The sequence below is a fragment of the Mucilaginibacter sp. genome (genome assembly GCF_036383575.1).
In the GTDB taxonomy this organism is placed as follows: Bacteria; Bacteroidota; Bacteroidia; order Sphingobacteriales; family Sphingobacteriaceae; genus Mucilaginibacter.
The window spans coordinates 1-16,589 of the sequence record NZ_DASVOB010000602.1 but is presented as its reverse complement, the minus strand read 5'-3'; the positions used below and the strand labels follow the sequence as shown (position 1 = coordinate 16,589).

16 protein-coding genes and 1 pseudogene are annotated in these 16,589 nt (G+C 44.3%); 12 read left to right on the top strand and 5 right to left on the bottom strand.

The genetic code is table 11. The features are described from left to right. Window positions 1–163: 163 nt before the first annotated feature. Window positions 164–391, bottom strand: a complete 228-nt coding sequence (locus VF500_RS21520; RefSeq protein WP_330861653.1) for a hypothetical protein — start codon at window positions 389–391, stop codon at window positions 164–166. Between the two features lie 188 nt (window positions 392–579). Here VF500_RS21520 and VF500_RS21515 point away from each other — a divergent pair, with 188 nt between their 5' ends. Next, window positions 580–1,440, top strand: a complete 861-nt coding sequence (locus tag VF500_RS21515; protein WP_330861652.1) for a YitT family protein — start codon at window positions 580–582, stop codon at window positions 1,438–1,440. Window positions 1,441–1,484: 44 nt separating this feature from the next. Here the strand turns inward: VF500_RS21515 and VF500_RS21510 are convergent, their stop codons facing one another. Both VF500_RS21510 and VF500_RS21505 read right to left on the bottom strand, forming a co-directional pair. Continuing rightward, window positions 1,485–1,868: an acyl-CoA thioesterase gene (locus VF500_RS21510; RefSeq protein ID WP_330861651.1), complete on the bottom strand. Its 384-nt coding sequence runs from the start codon at window positions 1,866–1,868 to the stop codon at window positions 1,485–1,487. Window positions 1,869–1,950: 82 nt separating this feature from the next. Continuing rightward, on the bottom strand, window positions 1,951–2,949 hold the full coding sequence (locus tag VF500_RS21505) for a beta-ketoacyl-ACP synthase III (RefSeq protein ID WP_330861650.1): 999 nt from the start codon (window positions 2,947–2,949) through the stop codon (window positions 1,951–1,953). A 221-nt stretch (window positions 2,950–3,170) separates the two neighbouring features. On the opposite strand from VF500_RS21505, the gene VF500_RS21500 reads away from it, so the two are divergent. From VF500_RS21500 to VF500_RS21490, 3 genes are all read left to right on the top strand, one after another. After that, a complete protein-coding gene (locus VF500_RS21500) occupies window positions 3,171–3,911 on the top strand; it encodes an intradiol ring-cleavage dioxygenase (RefSeq protein ID WP_330861649.1) in 741 nt (246 codons plus the stop codon). A gap of 65 nt (window positions 3,912–3,976) precedes the next feature. Continuing rightward, window positions 3,977–4,498, top strand: a complete 522-nt coding sequence (locus tag VF500_RS21495) for a hypothetical protein (RefSeq protein WP_330861648.1) — start codon at window positions 3,977–3,979, stop codon at window positions 4,496–4,498. A 2-nt stretch (window positions 4,499–4,500) separates the two neighbouring features. After that, window positions 4,501–5,199, top strand: coding sequence for a hypothetical protein (locus VF500_RS21490; protein ID WP_330861647.1), 699 nt, complete (start codon window positions 4,501–4,503; stop codon window positions 5,197–5,199). 302 nt (window positions 5,200–5,501) lie between these two features. Here VF500_RS21490 and VF500_RS21485 read toward each other — a convergent pair whose 3' ends face one another. Both VF500_RS21485 and VF500_RS21480 read right to left on the bottom strand, forming a co-directional pair. Beyond that, complete coding sequence (locus VF500_RS21485) at window positions 5,502–6,266, bottom strand: SDR family NAD(P)-dependent oxidoreductase (RefSeq protein WP_330861646.1); 765 nt, start codon at window positions 6,264–6,266, stop codon at window positions 5,502–5,504. A gap of 110 nt (window positions 6,267–6,376) precedes the next feature. Then, window positions 6,377–7,168: a carbon-nitrogen hydrolase family protein gene (locus VF500_RS21480; protein WP_330861645.1), complete on the bottom strand. Its 792-nt coding sequence runs from the start codon at window positions 7,166–7,168 to the stop codon at window positions 6,377–6,379. Window positions 7,169–7,357: 189 nt separating this feature from the next. Here VF500_RS21480 and VF500_RS21475 point away from each other — a divergent pair, with 189 nt between their 5' ends. The 8 genes and pseudogenes from VF500_RS21475 to VF500_RS21440 form a co-directional block, all read left to right on the top strand. Beyond that, window positions 7,358–8,401 carry an NAD(P)-dependent alcohol dehydrogenase gene (locus tag VF500_RS21475; protein ID WP_330861644.1) on the top strand — a complete coding sequence of 348 codons (1,044 nt, stop codon included), beginning with the start codon at window positions 7,358–7,360 and terminating at the stop codon, window positions 8,399–8,401. 148 nt (window positions 8,402–8,549) lie between these two features. Then, on the top strand, window positions 8,550–9,110 hold the full coding sequence (locus tag VF500_RS21470; RefSeq protein ID WP_330861643.1) for a dihydrofolate reductase family protein: 561 nt from the start codon (window positions 8,550–8,552) through the stop codon (window positions 9,108–9,110). A 93-nt stretch (window positions 9,111–9,203) separates the two neighbouring features. Next, a complete protein-coding gene (locus tag VF500_RS21465) occupies window positions 9,204–9,740 on the top strand; it encodes a hypothetical protein (RefSeq protein ID WP_330861642.1) in 537 nt (178 codons plus the stop codon). Window positions 9,741–9,925: 185 nt separating this feature from the next. Then, window positions 9,926–11,236 (top strand): SWIM zinc finger family protein, encoded by a 1,311-nt coding sequence (locus tag VF500_RS21460; RefSeq protein ID WP_330861641.1) that lies wholly within the window; start codon window positions 9,926–9,928, stop codon window positions 11,234–11,236. Then, entirely contained in the window at window positions 11,236–12,741 is a 1,506-nt protein-coding gene (locus VF500_RS21455; RefSeq protein ID WP_330861640.1) for a DUF5691 domain-containing protein, read from the top strand. Before VF500_RS21460 ends, VF500_RS21455 begins: the two co-directional genes overlap by 1 nt. Window positions 12,742–12,751: 10 nt before the next feature. Then, on the top strand, window positions 12,752–13,828 hold the full coding sequence (locus tag VF500_RS21450) for an AAA family ATPase (protein ID WP_330861639.1): 1,077 nt from the start codon (window positions 12,752–12,754) through the stop codon (window positions 13,826–13,828). Between the two features lie 18 nt (window positions 13,829–13,846). Beyond that, window positions 13,847–16,111 carry a DUF5682 family protein gene (locus VF500_RS21445; RefSeq protein ID WP_330861638.1) on the top strand — a complete coding sequence of 755 codons (2,265 nt, stop codon included), beginning with the start codon at window positions 13,847–13,849 and terminating at the stop codon, window positions 16,109–16,111. Beyond that, window positions 16,101–16,589, top strand: a pseudogene (locus tag VF500_RS21440) (hypothetical protein); the annotation flags it as partial. The gene VF500_RS21445 and the pseudogene VF500_RS21440, both read left to right, overlap by 11 nt.

Below are 16,589 nucleotides of genomic sequence, written 5' to 3'. Positions count from 1 at the left end.
GGCAATAGATAAGCGTATTTTGAAACAGTTTTTCCCAATCGGTGTACCATGTTGAGGATTAGTTTCAAGAATGTCAAGCAAATCGGCAAAATCCGTCTTTAACGATTGGTGTTTTTTGGCAAGCCGTTTTAATTCTTTGCTGAAACTTGCAGTTGGGATAATATTAAAGCTCATCGAGTAATTCTCTTGCAGTCTTTAATTTTATTTTTCCTTCCTGATGTAATTTGATTTCATGAAAGGCTTCTTCAAGATCGGCTTTAAATTTCTTTTTGACAGGAGATTCCTTGGAGCTTTCAGAACTTATAACCTTAACTTTCCCACCCAATTTTGAAATGACTTTCAAAATCATTTCAGCATCTTTTTCTTTCAATTTCACTTCAGCGGTTATCATAAGTAATTATTTAAAATAAAGATAAAGAAATTATATAAAATAAAACGGCTTGTTAAAGGAGCAGTTGCATTTTATTAGTCTCACTTCCTTATTGATCTGCACCCTTAATGACATTTTTTTTAACTGGTTAGTCTCGCCTATTTAACTCTTTCATGCCAGCCTTTAGGCTCAAAAAGCTATATTTGGGCATGAAGGCAATCAACATTATCAAGGATTCAGCTAATATCGGAGTCGGGATTTTATCAGCAGCTTTTGGTCTTAAAGGCTTTTTATTATCCAGTCATTTTATTGATGGAGGCGCAACCGGGGTATCCATGCTGATATTTGATATAACTTCCATACCCATATCCATATTGATCTTCGTGATCAATGTTCCGTTCTTATGGATCGGTTACCGGAAGCTTGGTCTTTGGTTCGCGATAAAAAGCACAATTGCTATAGCCTTATTATCTCTTTGCCTCGCGGTGGTTAGCTTTCCCGACGTTACTCATGATAAACTACTTACCGCGGTATTTGGCGGGGTATTTATTGGCACAGGCAGCGGGTTGGCTATGCGTGGAGGAGCTGTTCTTGATGGTACCGAAATAGCGGCTGTATTGGTAAGTAAAAAAACGCAACTGCTTAAAGTGAGCGATTTTATTTTGCTACTCAATGTTTTGATATTTGGGGTTGCGGCATCGGTATTGGGTGTTGAACCGGCCATGTATTCGATATTAACCTATATGGCCGCTGCCAAAATGATCGATTTCTTATTGAATGGTATTGAGCAATATTCGGGCGTTACGGTGATCTCTACCAAGAGCGACGCTATTAGGCGTGCCATAACAGTTACCCTTGGCCGCGGGGTTACTATTTACCAGGGTAAAAGCGGATACGGTAAAGACGGCCATGTAAACGATCCCCGCGATATTGTGTTCACTGTAGCTACCCGTCTGGAGATCCCATCGTTGAAGCAAACCATCTTGCGGATAGACCCCAAAGCTTTTATTGTGCAGCAAAGTATTGATGATACTACAGGCGGCTTGTTAAAGCGGAAGAAATTACATTAATAAGCAGAAAGCTTTTTGCTTCGAAATAGTCTTTAGCTTTCGGCTCAAAGAACGCTTATCGGGTGCTTATGCTCATCAATAGCAACAAAAGTAAAAGTACCTGTGATGGCTTTTTCGCGTACAAAGGAATACATTTCTTCAATATAAATCTCAACCGAAACTTTGAGGCTGGTATTGCCGATGTGGGCTATGCTGCCAACAAGTTCGATGATAGTACCTGCAGGGATAGGGCGTTTAAAGTCGATCCTGTCTGATGATACAGTGACCATTCTTTTACGGGTGAAGCGTGTTGCTGTAATAAAAGCTACTTCATCCATCATGGCCATTGCCGAACCACCGAAAAGCGTATCATAATGATTGGTGTCACTCGGGAATACCGTTTTAAATATCCGCGACTCCGATTCTTTAATTCGCTCTTCAGTTGTCATAATCGTATGGTGTATTAATAAATAAGGCTTTCCTGTAGTAAAGGACAGCCTTTGTATTTTTAGTTTGTTTTATAAACGGGTATTATCTCAATTTACCCCACTTCAAATAAGTAGCGCCCCACGAAAACCCTGCGCCAAATGCTGTCAGGATCATGTTGTCGTTCTCTTTGAAATCTTCTTTATAATCCCACAAGGCCAGCGGAATGGTAGCAGCCGTAGTATTACCATAACGGTCGATATTGATCTTAACACGGCTTTCAGGTAAGCCCAAAGCATCGCCTACAGCATGGATAATACGGTAATTAGCCTGGTGGGGGATCAGCCAGTTGATATCGTTTATGGTAAGGTTATTACGTTGCAGTACAGATGTGCAGCTTTCAGTCATGCCTTTGATAGCAGCTTTAAAAACTACTCTTCCATCTTGGCGGATGTAGTGCAATTTACCGTCGAGGGTTTCTTCGGAAGCCGGGTTCATCGAGCCGCCGCCGGGTACATACAAATGCTCCCTGCCGTGCCCATCTGTTTTAAATACGCTGTCGATAACGCCAACATCCTCGGTTGAAGGTTCAAGCAATACCGCACCGGCTCCATCGCCAAAAAGGATACAGGTATTACGGTCGGCGTAGTTTACAATGGCGCTGTTTTGATCGGCACCGATAACTATTACTTTTTTATAACGATTGCTTTCAACCAGACTTGAGCCAAGAGTGAAGGCATAAAGGAAACCACTGCAAGCGGCATTAACATCAGATGCCCAGGCATTGTTTAAGCCGCATTTGTCACAAACAATACTGGCGGTAGAGATGAGCAGGTAGTCGGGGGTTGAGGTAGCTACAATAACGCAATCTATTTCAGAGGGATCAATTTTGGCATTTTCAAGTAAACTTTTTACTGCAAAGGCCGCCATATCCGACGTAGCCATTGACCTGTCGACAAGGATCCTTCTTTCTTTGATCCCGGTACGCGAAATTATCCAGTCGCTGTTAGTTTCAACCATTTTTTCTAAATCGCTGTTAGTTAAAATGTTGTCAGGAACATAGCCGCCTACACCGGTGATCACCGCACTGCTTTTTAATGCCATAAGTATTATCTATTCTCAAAAAAACATGCAAAGATAGGGAAATTTGCGGGTTTAAGCCTGTCATCCAACTGTATGTTTATATAATAGGTTGTTTTCCCGCTGCAATAATTTGCTGTTTGTCGACACAAAAAGGCAACTAAGCGACACATGTTTCAACACTTACTGTGCCGCTTTTACTTTTGAATCAACAGATTAGATTAAACTTAAAAGGAGAACATACAATGGAAAGAAAGAACTTTTTAAAAAGCCTGGTGATCGGTGCGGTGTCATCGTCGGTGTTGGTTGAAGCCTGCAAAAAGGATACCGATACTGCCACAACTACAACTACTACTTCAGGAAGTTCCTCTTCCGGAAGCACTTCTGGTTCAACTGATTCAAGCAGCTGCAGTGTTGTGCCTACAGAAACTGAAGGGCCTTATCCAACAAAATCACCTGCATCTTATGTGAGGAGTGATATTACCGATGGCCGTACCGGGTATAAGCTTACGGTGAACATTACAATAAAAAACAGTAATAGTAGCTGCGCCGCGCTTTCGTCTGCATTGGTTGATATCTGGCATTGCGATGCGGAAGGAAATTATTCAGAATATGGTGGCAGTGGTACCCAATCAACAAATTATACCACGGTGCACTTTTTACGCGGCAGGCAAACTACCGATTCAAATGGTCTGGTAACTTTTACTTCCATATTTCCGGGCTGGTATACCGGCAGGGCTACGCATATCCATGTGCATGTGTATAACTCGTCGGGTACATCATTGAAGGTGACACAGATTGCTTTCCCCGAAGGTACAGGTACGGCGTTAGCTGCCGTTAGCGGTTACAGCAAAGGTATGAGCGGTTATACCTACAATGCCAGCGACGGTGTATTTAGCGATGGTTATACGCTTGAGCTTGCTACCGTAACCGGTAGTACCACCGCCGGCTTTGTTTTAGCTATCAGTTTGAGCGTACCTGCCTAAAATTTTCATTTTGTTTTGTAACAGGGCGCCGGCCGGTGTCGGTGCCTTGTTTTTTAAATCATAATATGCAAAAACGTGTGATCATTTTGTGTTATCGTAAGATCATCGATGCCCGGTCGGTTAAACAATGGGATAAGCTGGTTTTTGAAAGCACTTATCTGGAATTTAAAATGCAGGCCCAGAATTTTAGCCATGGAACCGCCTATACTTCCTATGCCGAATTAATGAGGAACGTGCCCAATGCCCAACGTATAACAGGCATGGTTACGCCGTCGGTTACAGGTTACGTTCAGCAGCTTGGCAGTATCATGCCCGATATTTTAAACAATATTGGCAGGCGGTTTCTTACGTTCAGCAGGTTTCAGCTGGAGATCATCAATTCGGATATTAATGATAAGGATAAACACCAGGTTGCCATTAACTTTTATTCCGAACCACTGATCTGGCATGATACCATAGATAATTACCTGCTCTTATCAGTTCATTCGCCCGAAAATCAATCATCTGCCGAAAATAATAGCATATCTACCAACCTTATGCAATTGCAGCCGTATATAAACATTAGTTCGTTACAGTATCACAATTAAACATGGAAAAGATCTCACCGGGACAAATACATTTGGCCGACCAAAGAGGCTTTACGAAAAGTAATACCCTGAGGCGTTACAGTAATTTTAATTATGGTGATTATTTTAATAAACATCGCACGCCCTTTGGTCGGCTGGAGGTATGGAATGATGAAATGCTGGCAGGTGGTAATTCAACCACTGTTACCGTAAAAAACTCATGCTGGATTGTTTTAATACCGGTAACCGGCGAAGTGTTGCTAAAAAGGTTAAACGGAGATATCAGGTTGATTGATGTTGGGGAGGTTTTTGTAGGTTATGCAATTGCCGGTGAGGTACTTGAATTGGCCAACCTTTATAAAAGCGACTGGATCAATTACCTCTATCTGCAGTTAAAAGATAATAAGGATGTAAATGTACCGCGTGATGAGGTTTTTAAGTTTGATTTTGCCGGCAGGCAAAATGAACTGATCGATCTGGTTCCAGGCTGCAGAAACCACCCGTTTCGTTTGCACCTCGGTGTGTTTGGTGGAAGGAAAGATGCGCTTTATCAACTTCAAAGCAAATCATTATTTTACGGATTTGTGCTTGCCGGAGCGTTTGAACTACAAGGCCGCCTGATGCATGAACGTGATGGCCTGGCGCTATGGGAGTTGGAGGAAGCCGATCTGGAAGCGCTAAGTAATAATGCGGTAATTGTGATATTGGAAATGTTGCAGTGATTTTTGTAGAGGCTGTATCATAAATCAAATTGACCACCCTTGGCGTTGTGTTACCTATGAATTGAAATTTAGCCGATAATATTTATACAAAAGAGGGTTAACATGTTTTCTTGGAGAAATACACCCAATTAATTGATTATTAAGTGTATAGTATAATGTTAACCCCGAATTGTGTTAACCCTGTTACCCCCCTTTTGTTAGTAGAATCAATACAGCCTCCTAAAGTGCTGATCGGGTTTCAAAATCAAGGAAATATCTCACAAGTTGTTATGAGATATTTCCTTGACTCAGATCTTTACCATTTAAACAAACATACCACCCGAAGCCTCAATACGTTGAGCGTTTACCCAGCGGGCATCTTCGGTACAAAGGAAAGCTACCACACCACCAATATCTTCGGCAACGCCCGGCCTGCCTAAGGCTGTTATACTGCTCACCATTTTCTGTGTCTCTTCACTGTTACGCAGGTGGCCGCCACCAAAATCAGTCATGATGGCACCGGGGGCAACTACGTTAGCCCTGATACCTCTTGCTCCAAGTTCTTTAGCCAAATAACGGGTGAAAACCTCTACCGCCCCTTTCATTGAAGCGTAGGCCGAAGAGCGGGGAACCGATACACGGGTCAATCCGGACGAAACATTCACAATGCCGCCGCCATCGTTTATCAACGGGATCAGCTTTTGAGTTAAAAAGTATACACCCTTAAAGTGCACATTCAGGAGGTCGTCAAAAAACTCTTCTGTAACATCAGGGATAGCGTTGTAGCCACCTTGCCCGGCATTATTGATCAGGAAATCAATATGATTGGTTTTAAATTTATCAGTTAATACTTCGCGGAGTTTTTCTGCAAAGGGGGCGAAGCTTTTAATTACTCCTGTATTTAGTTGTAACGCTGCCGCTTTTGCGCCACTTTGTTCAATTAAGTTAACAACTTTTGCCGCTTCATCAGCATTGGTGTTATAGGTTAATATAACGTCGATGCCTTTTTCGGCAAGCCTTAAGGCCATATCCCTGCCTAATCCGCGGCTGCCGCCGGTTACTATAGCAATCTTATTTTTGTTTTCCATTTTCTTTTGATTTATAGTACAAAAGTAAAACAGATGGGAAGCGAAGTGTTTGAATAAATCAATCCATTGTTTGCAAAATTCAAATAATGGTTAGACAGGCTTGTTTGATTTCAATAACCATACAACTGCGGTTTAAATCTTTTGGCCAAATGGCCGGTTGCTTTCTTTAAGTCGATATCTGCCACAATTATACCTATTGTTCCATAGGCCTGGTAAACTAAACAGGTACCATCCGGTGCAATAACCGAACTTGCCGACTCTGGATAAAGTGAACCATAGTTAGAGCTGGCGAAATAAATGGTGTTTTCCAAAGCGCGCATCATCATGGCCTTTTCATAATAAGGGTTGGCCATACTGCCCCATTCGGTGAGCAGCACGCCTTCGGTATTACTGCCCGAAAAATGCGGGTGAAAAACAATATGTGCGCCATTGCGCGCCGCCCATCTTACCGATTCAGGATACCGAAAACCTTCGTGGCAAATGACAACGCCAAATTTTAAACCATTAACTTCAAAAATATTTCTTTGGGTACCCGGAACCCAGATCGTATCTTCCGACGGATCTAACTGGTTTTTGGTTTGATAGCCAAGTATTTCTCCGGTTTGGGATACTACATGGGCAATGTTCAAGAGCCCGTCCTCACCATACCAATCCATAGGCATTATTACGGCTATCTTATTTTCAGCGGCCATCCAGCATACTTCATTCAATGCCGATTGCAATACCGCTGGCGACGTTGGTTCCGGATCGGCTATCATACCTGGGTACCCCGGTATGTATGATTCAGGGAAGCAAATAACCTCGGCCTTCTGCGCTGCAGCTTCTTTCATCAGCTTTTCAGCTTGCAGTAAACCGTCATTAATTGATTTCGGAAAAGGGGGAGTGGCTATGGCTATTTTCATGTGTTGCGATCTATAATGCTAAATTAAAGGTTTGTATTCACCTGTGGTTAACATTGTCCTTTCATGTGTCAATTTTTATTTCAACGTCATAGTTGGCTAATATTTATAAAAATATCATTGTACATTTGTTATGGAGATCCTCTCCAAACTCATAAATCATCATTCACAAACTACTTAACATTTACTACTATGATTGAAACTAAAGCGTATGCCGCGCAAGATGAAAACACGCCGCTTGCCCCCTGGACTTTTGACAGGCGTGAAGTTGGTGCTCATGATGTGCAGTTTGATATTCTGTACTGCGGCGTTTGCCACTCCGATTTGCACCAGATCAAAAATGACTGGTTCCCCGGTATTTTTCCAATGGTGCCAGGCCACGAAATTGTTGGCCGCGTAGTTAAAGTTGGCGAGCATGTAAAAGGTTTTAAAGTTGGTGACCTCGCTGCTACCGGCTGCCTGGTTGACTCATGCCGTGTGTGCGAAAACTGTAAACGCGATCTGGAGCAATATTGCCTCAATGGCAGCTCACAAACGTATAACGGCCTTGAACAGGATCATAAAACACCTACCTACGGTGGCTACTCAAATACCATTGTTGTTAATGAGGATTTTGTGCTGCACCTTAAAGAAGGTGTTGATCTTGCCGCTGTATCTCCATTGCTGTGTGCCGGTATCACCACTTACTCGCCGTTAAGGCACTGGAAAGTTGGCAAAGGCCATAAATTGGCTGTGCTTGGCTTAGGTGGGTTAGGCCATATGGCTGTTAAATTCGGCGTAGCCTTTGGTGCCGATGTTACGGTATTAAGTACATCGCCTAAAAAAGAAGAAGACGCTAAGAAATTAGGCGCTCACCACTTTGTAGTTACTACGGATCTTGAACAGGTTAAAGCCGCTAAAAACTCGTTCGATTTTATCCTGGATACTGTATCTGCCGAGCATGACTTTAACATGTACCTGTCATTGCTGCGTACTGATGGCGTTCATATCTGCGTGGGCGTTCCTCCGAAACCAGCCGAGATCGCTGCTTTTAGTTTGTTAGGTGGCCGTAAAAGCTTAGCTGGTTCGGGTATTGGCGGTATCAAAGAAACTCAAGAGATGCTTGATTTCTGCGCCGAGAATAACATTGTTTCGGATATTGAAATGATCGATATCAAGGATATACAAACAGCTTATGACCGTATGGAAAAAGGCGATGTACGTTACAGGTTTGTAATTGACATGGCTACGTTATAAACAACGTATTATTTGTTGAGAAAAGGCCGTGCGAAAGCATGGCCTTTTTTGTGCAGGCGTATTTGCACCCTTTAAAAGTCGTTTTAGCCCCTTTGGGTAAGGTATGGTGCTCCTTAAATTTGAGATATAAAATATAAAAAATGATATTATGAGAAACTTAGTATTGTTCATGCACATTTCGCTTGATGGTTTTACTGCACGCGCTGATGGCGCTATGAATTGGATAAAAGTAAGCGATGAAATTTTTGAATATGCCCACGACCGCATTCAGGCAACAGATACCGCCTTATATGGTCGCAAAACTTTTGAAATGATGGATGCCTACTGGCCTACAGCCGCAGATAAGCCTGATGCTTCAAAGCATGATATCGAACACTCCACATGGTACAAGAAAGCGCTTAAGTATGTGGTGTCTGAAAAGGCTGCTCAGCAAGAAACCGATAAAATAAAATTTATTAGTGATGATCTAACGGAACGTATTTTAGACCTAAAAAAACAGGAGGGCGGCGAAATCATTATGTTTGGCAGCCCCGGCCTTGCACGCTATTTAATGGCCGAGGGGCTGGTAGATGAATACTGGTTGTTTGTAAATCCTATTATTCTTGGTGCAGGTATCCCGTTATTTGCCAACGTGGAAATAAAGCTCACACTGAAAAAAAGCACAACTTTGGCTAATAGTGTTGTAGGGCTGCATTATATCAAAGAATAGCAGCGATATACAGTCGCCATAAAAAAATCTGCAATACAAGGCAACGCCAACCTTAAAATGGTAGTAATCATTATGTACACAAAATATCACTACATGAAATTACTATCAAAGTTAACAGCAGCAGCCCTTGTGATAGGAGCCCTGTTTTTTACAAATACGGTAAAAGCGCAAACCACTCCTGCAAATGCGTTCCGTTTAGGTTTAGGAATTGAAACCGGTTTACCCACCGGTGTGGCAAAACTTGGCAGCACCTTTACATTAGGTGGTACAGCCCGTTTGCAATACGGTATAAGCGATAGTTTCGCGCTTACCTATACCATGGGCGGTTATCATTTTTTTCCTAAGAAAAACCCGGTTACAGGTAAACGCTATGGAAGCTATGGCGAAATTCCTATCAAATTTGGTTTCAAGGAGTTCTTTGTGCCCAGTATATATGTTGCCGGCGAAGCTGGTATAGCTTACGAAAAACTGGAACAAGGCTGGGGCCCGCACAGGCTTGACCTTTCGCCGGGTTTAGGCTGGGCCAATAAAACCTGGGATGTAAGCGTACGTTATGAAAACTTTTCGGGTGCTAATCAAGACCACTTTGGTATGGTTGGCCTGCGTTTAGCTTATGGATTTGCCTTGTAATTTGCTTCTTATATTAACTATTAACTAACAGACCCGACTCACCCAGGGTGTGTTAGGTTGACTGACCCTCTTTCGGTTTTCCCGGAGGAGGGTTTTTATTTGCTTTACGGCTTGACGCGTAATTATTTTATCCTGATTTTAGGATCGAAATGCCTAACCCGTTTTTATACTAAATATCACAAGTTTTGCAGCTAACAGAAGATCAGATATACGCCCTTGCGCCCGATGAAGCTTCAAAAAAAGCTGGTCGTGATTTGGCTAATCCGGCCAAGTGGGTAAGCAAAGGCATCAATGAGCAGGCCCTTTGGGGCGAATGCCAGGGCAGCGGTAGCAAACCTTATCAAACCCAGGTTGATCTTAGTGCTATCGCTTTCAAATGTTCCTGCCCCAGTCGTAAGTTTCCCTGTAAGCATGGTTTAGGGCTCATGCTTTTATGCGCCCGGCAGCCGGGGTTATTTGCTACATCGGCTATGCCGGCCTGGGTGAACGATTGGATAAACAAACGTGCCGAAAAAGAAGAAAAGAAAGTTGAAAAAGCAGGAGAAAAGTCTGTAGACGAAAGCGCCCAGGCTAAACGCCAGCAGGCACGTGAGCAAAAAGTAAGCGCGGGCATAACCGAGCTGATGGTTTGGATCAAGGATATTGTACGCGGTGGTATTTTAACCATCCCCGAAAAAACTCCCGCTTACTGGGATAACATGGCCCGCCGCATGGTTGATGCGCAGGCATCAGGGTTGGCAGGTATGGTCAGGAACCTTGCTGGTACCAACTTCTGGAACGAAGGCTGGCAAAGTGCTTTCATGGATAAACTACTTCAATTATATCTTGTGGCCGAAGGTTATAATAACATTCAAAATATCGATCCTGATTTGCAGCAGGACCTGCGTACGACCATAGGTTTTACCACCAACCAGGAAGAGTTGCGGGCACAAACGGGCGTAAGGGATACCTGGCTGGTAATTGGCAAGGAAAGCCGTGATGAACAACAGCTAACTATTGAACAAAACTGGCTTTACGGCTTAAAAACCAATAGCTACGCGCTGGTGCTGCAATTTACGGTTAAAGGACAGATTCTGCCGCTGGCCTTTTCGCCTGGTATGTACCTGGATGCAACGCTGGTGTATTTCCCTTCAACTGTACCTTACCGTGCTATAGTGAAGGACTATAATATAATAAGGCAAACTGATACCTCCGCCGTGCAAACTTTTGCCGGCTGGCAACAGGTAGCCGGTTACGAAACCACATTAAATAGTCGTTTACCTTTCCGGAGCGAAATGCCTGTTGTGGTTACATCGTTAACGCCAGTTTACTATCAAAAACAATGGTGGCTTCAGGATGGCGAAGGCTGCCTTTGCAAAATATCCGCAGCTTATACCAATATCTGGCAACTGGTAGCCATAAGCGGCGGCGACCCGGTAACTATGACGGTAATCGGTAAAGAAAATGAATATCGCCCGCTTGGTGTGTGGCATCAAAATAATTATAAAAGTATCTAATGAGGGCCTGGGAAAGTATTATTAATACCGCTATGCTGGGCACAGATAAACCTGCGCCCGTCATAGCCGACTTGCCTGAAGAGGTCGCTATAATTGCTAATGCGATAGATTCCACAGCAACATTAGATAAGGAAGAGCGGTACCTGCAAAAAGCAGCCGTTATTTACAATTACAGGCAATCGGGCTTTGTCCCTTTTCAAAAAAATGATTTAACGGTTAATAAAGCTGATGAAGAAACGAAGCCTTATTGCCCAGATGTGGCAGATGCTGTTTTGAACGAGATCCTGGCTGAAGATAATGATCCCTTGCTGAAACTATGGTTACAGCAATGTAGCGAAAGAGGGCAGTTACTTTTGCCTGGAGTTCTGCCTGCGATAATGGATAAGTCCAAAGGTAATAACACATTATCGCCATTGGTTATTGAGTGCAGCGGTAGCCGTGGAGCCTGGTTAAGCAAACTAAACCCAAAATGGGATTTTTTTGTTAATCAGACCGATGAGGAGATCTGGCAAACTGGTACACCAACGCAAAGGATTGAATTACTTAAAAAGATAAGAAAATCCACACCGGACAAAGCGCGTGAATGGCTGCAACAAACCTGGGCGCAGGAAAACGCGGCCAATAAACTTGAATTGCTTAAAACATTATTAGTAAACAGGTCGCCTGCCGATTTGCCTTTTTTGGAGAGCCTGCTTACTGAAAAAGGGCAGAAGGTGAAAGACGAAGCAATCAATTTATTGAAACAAATTCCTGGTTCTTCGATAGTAAAGCAATACGAAGAAATATTACGTCAATCCATCATACTTAAAAAGGAAAAGGCTTTGCTTGGGATGATGACCAAGGTTTCCATTCAGCAAAAACTTCCGGAAGTAGTTGATGAACACATCTTTAAAACAGGTATAGAAAGATTGGCAAGCATCGAAAAGCTGGTTGGTGTTAAACAAACTAATACAACAGACGAAATTTTTATACTATACCAGCTGATTGGTTGGGTACCGCCTTCTTTTTGGGTTAAACAATTTGAAGTTCCAGCTGCACAGGTTGTTGAGTATTTTGATAAATACACTACGGATATGGTTGGAGCTGTAGGGATGGCCGTTGCCCGTTTTGGCGAATATGAGTGGATGCAATATTTTTTGCATGTGGAAAATAAATTTTTCGACGATTTTGCAGATAGATTACCCCGGCAGGAAAGGGATGAGTATATATTGCGCATATTCAAACAGGAAACGGATAGCTTAGTGCACACGGCATTATTTTGCAAAGACGAGTGGGGCGATAAATTAGCTCTAAAGGTTATTGCTGGAATGGCTGATAATCCATATAAATACAACAGGCAAACCATTAACCAGCACATCGGTCTCATTCCGATCGGAGTATTAAATCAAATCGAAAATATAACGTCACAGCAGGAAGCCCTCCGTCCAACCTGGGATAAAACCCGCAATCATTTAATTAATTTACTCAGCTTAAAACAGCAAACGCTTAAAGCCTTTAACGCATAAAAACTTTAACATGTCACAGATATTACGTCAGCATGCAGAGCAACTATTTGCACACGAACTGGAAGAACTGAAAAAGCAGGACGGCGATAAGCGCCCCGCCAATTGGGTGCTTTCTCCGCAATCGGTAGTAACCTACCTGGTCGGCGGTAAGCTGAAAAATGGTTTCGAGGTCTCGCCAAAATACATCGGTAACCGCCGGTTAATAGAGATAGCAGTAGCTACACTCACCACTGATAGGGCTTTGCTGTTATACGGTTTGCCGGGTACAGCAAAAAGCTGGGTAAGCGAGCATCTGGCGGCCGCTGTAAGTGGCGATTCGACCATGATCATCCAGGGAACGGCCGGTACCAGCGAAGAATCTGTTCGTTACGGCTGGAATTATGCCCGTTTGATTGCCCAGGGTCCATCGCCCGATGCACTGGTGGAAACGCCTGTGATGCGCGGCATGAAGGATGGTAAGATCGTTAGGCTGGAAGAGCTTACCCGGATAGGAGCTGATGTGCAGGATACTTTGATCACCATTCTATCTGAAAAAACGTTACCCGTGCCTGAGCTCAATATCGAAGTGCAGGCCGTTAAAGGGTTTAATATTATAGCTACAGCAAACAACCGTGATAAAGGCGTAAATGAATTATCGAGTGCGTTAAAACGTCGTTTCAATACGGTGATCCTACCGCTACCTGATTCTGTAGATGAAGAAATAGACATTGTGCGCCGTCGTGTAGATAGCTTTGAAAAAGTAATGGAGCTGCCTGCCGAACCACCTGCATTACAGGAGATCCGCAGGATAGTGACCATTTTCCGCGAACTCCGTGCAGGTGTTACTTTGGATGGCAAAACGAAGATCAAAGTTCCGTCAGGTACATTGAGTACTGCCGAGGCTATTTCGGTAGTGAACAGTGGCTTATCTATGGCGGCCTATTTTGGCGACGGGCAGTTAAAAGCGGCCGATCTTGCTGCCGGCATCATTGGTTCGGTAATTAAGGATCCGGTACAGGATAAACTGGTTTGGCAGGAGTACCTGGAAACTGTGGTAAAACCCCGTACCGATTGGGCCGATATTTACCGTGCCTGCCGCGATCTATAATCAAACAACCTTAAGCCAATGGCAGTACATATTTTAGGCATAAGGCACCACGGGCCGGGTTCGGCGCGTAATGTGAAAGCTTTCCTGGAAACGGTTAAGCCTGATATTGTTTTGGTTGAAGGTCCGCCGGAAGCCGATGCCATGCTGCAATGGGTAAGCAACGAAGGGCTGAAACCGCCGGTTGCCTTGCTTTGCTATCAGCCCGATGATCCTCAGCGTTCGGTTTTTTATCCATTTGCCGATTTCTCGCCCGAATGGCAGGCCATCCTTTATGCCCGCAGGCAAAACATTCACGTGCGTTTTATGGATCTGCCTGCGGGCAACCAGATGCTGGTTGAAAGGGAGCGTAAGGTGATTAAGCAGGAGGACGAACCGGATACCAGTCATATCAATAACGAGGGGCAAAGCCTCGAACAGCTCTACAAAAGCCCGATAAGCTATCTCTCTGATGCAGCCGGTTTTACCGACGATGAAAAATGGTGGGAGCATACTTTTGAATATCGAAATAATAACGATGATGTTTTTGATGCCGTAGCCGAAGCCATGCAGGCGCTCCGCGAAAGTCTTCCCCAAAAAGATAAAAAGCTTGAACTGATGCGCGAGGCCTATATGCGCCGCACCATTCGCCAGGCCGAAAAGGAAATGTTTCATACCATAGCAGTGATCTGTGGTGCCTGGCATGCACCGGCCTTGCAAGGTAAATCATCGCAAAAGGATGATAACGAACTGTTGAAAGGTCTCCCCAAGGTAAAAACGGAATGCACCTGGATCCCCTGGACGTTTAGCCGCCTGAGTTTTTACAGTGGTTATGGGGCAGGCATCAACTCGCCGGGCTGGTATAACCATATCTGGCACCACCCGCATGATGATGGTACTTTGTGGATGGCCAACGTAGCGCAACTGTTCCGCAAGCAGCAGATGGATACTTCTGTCGCCCATATCATTGAAGCGGTAAGGTTGGCCGGTGCGCTGGCTTCGTTACGCGGTTTGCCCAAAGTAGGTTTGGAAGAATTGAATGAAGCAACGCTTAGTGTGCTCTGTAATGGCGAAAGCGTTTTGCTGAAACTGGTACAGGATGAACTGATAGTCGGTCACCAGATAGGGGAAGTGCCTGTTGAAATTCCCAAACCACCACTACAGCTCGATATCGAGAAACAACAAAAGAAATTAAGGCTGCCCGCCACGGCAGACTATAAAGATTATACGCTCGATCTCAGGAAAGATATCGATCTGGATAGGAGTATTTTCCTGCACCGCCTGCAATTGCTGGGCATCAACTGGGGCAGGCAGCAATACACCACAGGTAAAGGCACGTTTAAAGAACAGTGGCGGTTACAATGGGACCCTGGCTACTCGGTGGAGATCATTGAGCGGGGAAATTTGGGAAATACCGTAGCTGAAGCTGCTACAGCAAGCGTACTTAATCAGTCAAAAGAAGCAAAAGAGCTGAAAGCGATAGGCGATTTGCTTGAAAAAACTATCCCCGCCGAGTTGCCCGGCGCTATAGAGGCGTTGATCAACCAGCTTAATAATTTAGCCGCGGCCTCAGCCGATGTTATTGAACTGATGGAAGTAGTGCCTGGTTTGATAACAGTAGCAAGGTATGGCAACGTACGTAAAACAGATGCCGAGCTGGTACTGAGCATTATCAACAGCATCATTACCCGGGTTTGTATCAGCCTGCCCAATGCCTGTATCGCCATTGATGAAGACGCCTCGCAAAAACTGCTGGAACTGTTTTTTAAATTGAACGACGGCATTAATTTGTTGCAGGATGCGGAGATAACTGACATGTGGCAGCATACATTAATAATTATAGCTGCCAATAAAAGCACCTCGCCGGTTATAGGCGGGTACAGTACCCGTTTGCTGCACGATGCCCGGCAGCTGGAGGGGGATCAACTGATGCAGTACTTCAGCTTTGCTATGTCATCAGCTACCGCACCGGTTATTGCGGCGGCCTGGCTCGAAGGTTTTTTGAAAGGCAGTGGTACTCTGCTGCTGCTTGATCAGGATCTTTGGCAGGTGATAGATAATTGGGTAGCTGGCCTCGCTGATGATATTTTTATGCAGGTGCTGCCATTACTGCGCCGCACGTTTGCCAATTTCACCAATCCCGAAAGGAGAAAGCTTGGCGAAAAGGCCCGCTCGGGTGGAGGATCGGGGCATCAGCATGCTAACATCATCGCAAATTTTGATCCCGAACGGGCCAAACAGGGCCTGCCGGTTATTATGCAATTACTGGGTTTAACCATAAATATTACCGAAACAAATGGAAATTGAACCGGAACACCTGCGCAAATGGCGGTTGATACTGGGAGGCAACCAAAACGAAGGCACAGAATTTCGCCTTGATGAAGCCGACCTGAAAGTTGACCGGACACTTGAAGCATTATATGATAGTGATCGTACCGGCAGCCTTGGTGCTTCATCACCAAACGTGAGCCGATGGCTGGGTGATATCCGTACATTTTTTCCATCAAGCGTGGTACAGGTAATGCAGCAGGATGCGTTGAAGCGGCTTAACCTTACCCAGATGCTGTTTGAAAAGGAAATGCTGGAAAACGTTGAGCCTGATGTTCATTTGGTAGCAACGTTAATGACCCTGAGCCGCGTTATTCCCGATAAAACGAAAGATACCGCCAGGCAGGTAGTACGTAAGGTGGTTGACCAACTCATCAAAAAACTGGCCGAACCCACCCGCCAGGCCATCACCGGTAGTTTAAGCCGTAGCACCCGTAACACGAGGCTGCGGCATAAT